This window comes from Hydrocoleum sp. CS-953 (assembly GCF_002260545.1).
Lineage (GTDB): Bacteria > Cyanobacteriota > Cyanobacteriia > Cyanobacteriales > Microcoleaceae > Trichodesmium.
This window is the reverse complement of the sequence record NZ_LGSU01000634.1, coordinates 1-3,988: the sequence shown is the minus strand read 5'-3', so window position 1 is coordinate 3,988 and position 3,988 is coordinate 1. Positions and strand designations below refer to the sequence as shown.

The 3,988-nt window shown below is 32.5% G+C and carries 3 protein-coding genes; all 3 read right to left on the bottom strand.

The genetic code is table 11. The features are described 5' to 3' along the window. Positions 1-12 precede the first annotated feature (12 nt). Positions 13-1,596 (bottom strand): right-handed parallel beta-helix repeat-containing protein, encoded by a 1,584-nt coding sequence (locus tag AFK68_RS07120; RefSeq protein WP_168186356.1) that lies wholly within the window; start codon positions 1,594-1,596, stop codon positions 13-15. Positions 1,597-2,238: 642 nt separating this feature from the next. After that, positions 2,239-3,174, bottom strand: a complete 936-nt coding sequence (locus AFK68_RS07115; protein WP_094672155.1) for a hemolytic protein HlpA-like protein — start codon at positions 3,172-3,174, stop codon at positions 2,239-2,241. 5 nt (positions 3,175-3,179) lie between these two features. Next, on the bottom strand, positions 3,180-3,887 hold the full coding sequence (locus AFK68_RS07110; RefSeq protein ID WP_094672154.1) for an FkbM family methyltransferase: 708 nt from the start codon (positions 3,885-3,887) through the stop codon (positions 3,180-3,182). Positions 3,888-3,988 lie beyond the last annotated feature (101 nt).

Genomic DNA, 3,988 nt, shown 5'->3' with positions numbered 1-3,988 from the left:
ATTTAAAACAACTCAAATACAATCTAATTTACCTTCTGGTTGAGTAAATACAGATTCCTTATCTAAACTAACTATCGATTGCCAATCCTCAAAGTTCTTAGCTTTTCCTCTATCTTTAATTTGAAACGAATTGGAAGTATCAGGATTGTACCAGGTATTATTTTCACTAATCCAACTATCTGTAAACCATTCCCAAGTTGGCTGCAAATAAATTAGAAGTTGACTAGAATTTTTACCAATAATTGTGTTATTTCTTAAAACCCAATTTTCACCATTCAAGAAATATTTATCTTTGGTATAGCCATTTTTAATTTCACGTTTATTGTTTAGATAAAATTTTATTTGAGAACGATCATTTCCACATATTAAATTGTTTTCTAAAGTAACATAACTCGCATTGGAACCAAATATGCCGGGATGATGAAATAAAGATTCAGGGTTGGCACGATTGCGACAAATTTTACTATTACTTACCAAAATATGATGACTTACTTCAATGTACAACCCAGTATGAAAATTGTCACAAATATATGCTTGATCGATCCAAACATTGCTATTGTCTAAATCCAACCAAAGTCCAGCGGCCATATTACCAACTGCTGTGTATCTACGAAATGTTACATTTCGTAAGTAGAAAAACTTATGACCTGCATCCCAACCATAAAAGCCACCCCAATCACCTCGCCAATTATTATAAGAAGTTTCCACATCTTCATAAAGAGTATTTCTTAATTTATAACCTCCCACACCCCGTTGACCGTTATAGTTGGCGGTTATTTTTCTAACTATAAGATTTTCGCAATCTCTAATATGTAAACCTTGCCAGTTATTCCATAGAAACTGACTGTTTTCAACTAATATATTCTTACCAGAACGAATGGAAACAGCAGCGTCTCTAAAATTAGAACTAGCGTGTTGGAAAGTGATACCTCTAATAACTAGATTATTGAATCCCTTGCTCAGGAAAAGGCTATTACGAATTCCAACTTCAATAATACTGTTATTTATATCTATTCCTAATTCAGGAAAAATATAAATTTTATCTTCTTCATCAGAAATGTAAAAACTTCCTTCTGTTAGTTCGGCTAAGGAAAGTTTTTGCTTTAACAGCTTACTGTTAATAAACGCTATTTCTTTTCGCCGAACTATAGGAGTTACTTCCACATTATTAGGCCAAGGATTATCAGGAATTTCCCATTTGTAAGGCCAGTTATGGGTATATATTTTTGAGTTTTGATATTGAGTCCAATTATTCCAGATATCTGAACCAGAAACGATTACTTTTCCTGGTTCTTTGGCTTCAAATATTATTGGGACGTTCGAGTTGTTACTTTGAATAATTAACTCTACACTTTCTCGATAGATTCCAGGATAAATTATTGCTTTTGTACCAAGATTATTTTGATAGTTTTTTCTAGCAATTTCAGTTGCTTTATTTAAAGTTTTTAGTGGTAGTTCTTCTGTTCCCGGATTCGTATCTGAAGCTTGAATATTTTTGGGATTGACATAAATAATTTTACTAACTAAATCTTCATCAACCGGATTGTTATTTTCTGGTTCGTATTTCACAAACTCATAGTTGTTTGGAAAGTTCATAGGACTTCCTTGATAATGGATTAAAAAACGATCTGATTTTATACTAAAAATTATAGCAGCTAAAATGATACAGACTATCAAGGAAAAGTATTTTTTGAACTTTATAATCCAAGTTTTTGTCATATATATAAAGAGGCAAAGCCTGCCTCATCTCAAGTATCATTAATTAGCTATAATAAACCACTACCAATAGCCATATTTATAAGTATGGGCGTTGGTAATTAGGGTTTGCTGAAAAAGTCTTATGGGTAAGGGTAGGAGTTAGGAGGAATGGAGGAATGGAGAATTAAAGAGTATGTAGCCGGAACAATTTTCCCTCAATTTTTCCGCATTTTCCGCCCAAAATACTAACTTTTTGAGCTTAAGAAGCTAAAAACCTCATACTTTTTTATACCCCAAAAATGCTTTAGCCTTTATCTGTAAATCCTTTGAAATTTAATCAGTAAGCCCTAATTAATGGGATGATTTATCTGTAGAGGTAACGTGGCTGTACCTACCCCGGTGATGGCAACCAAGGGAGAATCGCCGAACAAATTTAATCTTTATGATTTACCAATAGCTCGGTATGCAACCTTTTTATATTGTGGTTAATTAATGCAACCTGATATAAATAGTAATTTTCACCTCTAAAAAATACTAAATTTATCTCTTGATATTTTTAAATATTTTTTTCAGTTTTAGTTTAACCCGTTTCCAAACTGTAGGAAGATAATCAAAACATAAATCTTGACTAAAATCATCAGCGATCGCATCTCGAATCATCAACTCTGGATGTTTGAGAGGAAAAGTCATTTCTTCAGCAGGAATATTGCTGTATGGAGTCGCTTTCTTAGTATGAGTAGCATCATATCTACCTGCTCCAACATTAGATACTAAATTAACATTTGAAAGAATAGTTAGACCGCTATTAATCCAGCAAGCAAACGTCCATCTTTGCCCCCAACTATTAACTCTACCATTATAAACAGAATCAAAAACATGAGTCCAAACTTTGACAACATGAGGGTCTCTTAATATGTCTTGAAGCAAACCAGCTTCTCGAACTTTAGACCAGAGTTTCATGTCAAAATCAAAATACTTCCACGCTCTTTTCCAAGTTGCCCATCCCCAATAATGATTATAGCGAGAAAAGTAGTAACTATAATCAAATCTTTGCCGACCAAATTGAACGTTTTGACCAGAAATAACCATAATTCTTTCGTCATTTCGGTAGCGTTCTAGTAGCTCTTCACAGAAGCGGAAAAATGTAATGTGGGGAATACAATCATCTTCCAGAATAATAGCTTCTTCAACATTTTCAAATACCCAATTTAAACCGCTAGATACGCGATGTTGACAGCTTAAGTTCATTTCAGAGTAATTAGTTAAAACTTGGCATTCCCAATCTACCTGGTCTACTATTGCTCTGGCAGCAGCACATTTTTTTATATCTTCAGGTCTGTCAGGACGAGGACCATCTGCTACTACAAAAAGTTTAGGAGGTTTAGCTTTACGAATTACTTCAAAAACTTTTTCAGTTGTATCTGGTCTGTTAAATATTAATAATACAACTGGAATTTTTACTTGCCAATCGTTCATATTTACTACCTAACATCTATAAATATTAAAGTTCTACAAGTCTTAGCAAAAAGTTCATATTTTTGTTCGATTGCAAAATTGTATATCGGATCTGCTTTTATTTTATTAATAGTTGCATTTAGGGATTCCACTAAAATGCACCTAGGCCGAAAGATTTGCCAATCATTTGACTGGACTACTTCTAAATCTAATCCTTCCACATCAATAGACATAAAATCAATATTTATATCTTTGGGAAGATTATCTTTTAAGATTTTTTGCAAAGGCATCGCCTTGATTTTATCCTGATTAATTAAAGAGTAGTTTTGTTCTACTCTCAAAGCAGCTAGCTTCTCATCAAAAGTATTAATAGCAGGATCACTAAAACTAAAAAAAGTCATTTCTTTTTCATTTGCAGCAATAGCAACTTCTAAATTAATATCTCTAGGTCTAATTTTTTTAAATTTGACCATACTGCCAGGCATAGCATCAATATTTATTCCATGCCACCCTTTTTTGTAAAACCAATAAGTATTGGAAAAACGTTGTGGATGGTGGGCTCCTACATCAACATAAAAACCTTCTTGTTGTTGTTTAAATATTTCCCTAAGAATTAAATCTTCACCTTCTTGGGAATAAGATTTTATCTGATAGTCATCTATCCACTCTCTCTTGAATCTTTTCAGTGACGATATCATTGTCGATGGTACAATACTTTTTATTATTTCTTTCATTTTTATTACTATCTCCTATTTTTCAATAATAGTAGTGAATTAGTTTGAATTATAAAAATTTTCAGGGTTTTTTGAGAATTAAAAGCATTCATTAAATATGC